This is a genomic window from Pseudomonas frederiksbergensis, assembly GCF_017114915.1.
Taxonomy (GTDB): domain Bacteria; phylum Pseudomonadota; class Gammaproteobacteria; order Pseudomonadales; family Pseudomonadaceae; genus Aquipseudomonas; species Aquipseudomonas frederiksbergensis_I.
Genome location: NZ_JAAUOE010000113.1, coordinates 272 through 682 on the forward strand (window position 1 = coordinate 272; position 411 = coordinate 682).

1 pseudogene is annotated in these 411 nt (G+C 49.1%); it reads right to left on the reverse strand.

The window, feature by feature from the left end:
- Nucleotides 1-32: 32 nt before the first annotated feature.
- Nucleotides 33-411, reverse strand: a pseudogene (locus HCU66_RS26970) (serine hydrolase); the annotation flags it as partial.

Here is a 411-nt window from a genome sequence, read left to right on the forward strand (position 1 = left end):
GCTGGAATTCGCGGTTAAATTTCGCCAGTTAATAGTTTGCGCAACGTTGTTGCCATTGCTACAGGCATCGTGGTGTCACGCTCGTCGTTTGGTATGGCTTCATTCAGCTCCGGTTCCCAACGATCAAGGCGAGTTACATGATCCCCCATGTTGTGCAAAAAAGCGGTTAGCTCCTTCGGTCCTCCGATCGTTGTCAGAAGTAAGTTGGCCGCAGTGTTATCACTCATGGTTATGGCAGCACTGCATAATTCTCTTACTGTCATGCCATCCGTAAGATGCTTTTCTGTGACTGGTGAGTACTCAACCAAGTCATTCTGAGAATAGTGTATGCGGCGACCGAGTTGCTCTTGCCCGGCGTCAATACGGGATAATACCGCGCCACATAGCAGAAATTTAACCGCGAATTCCAGC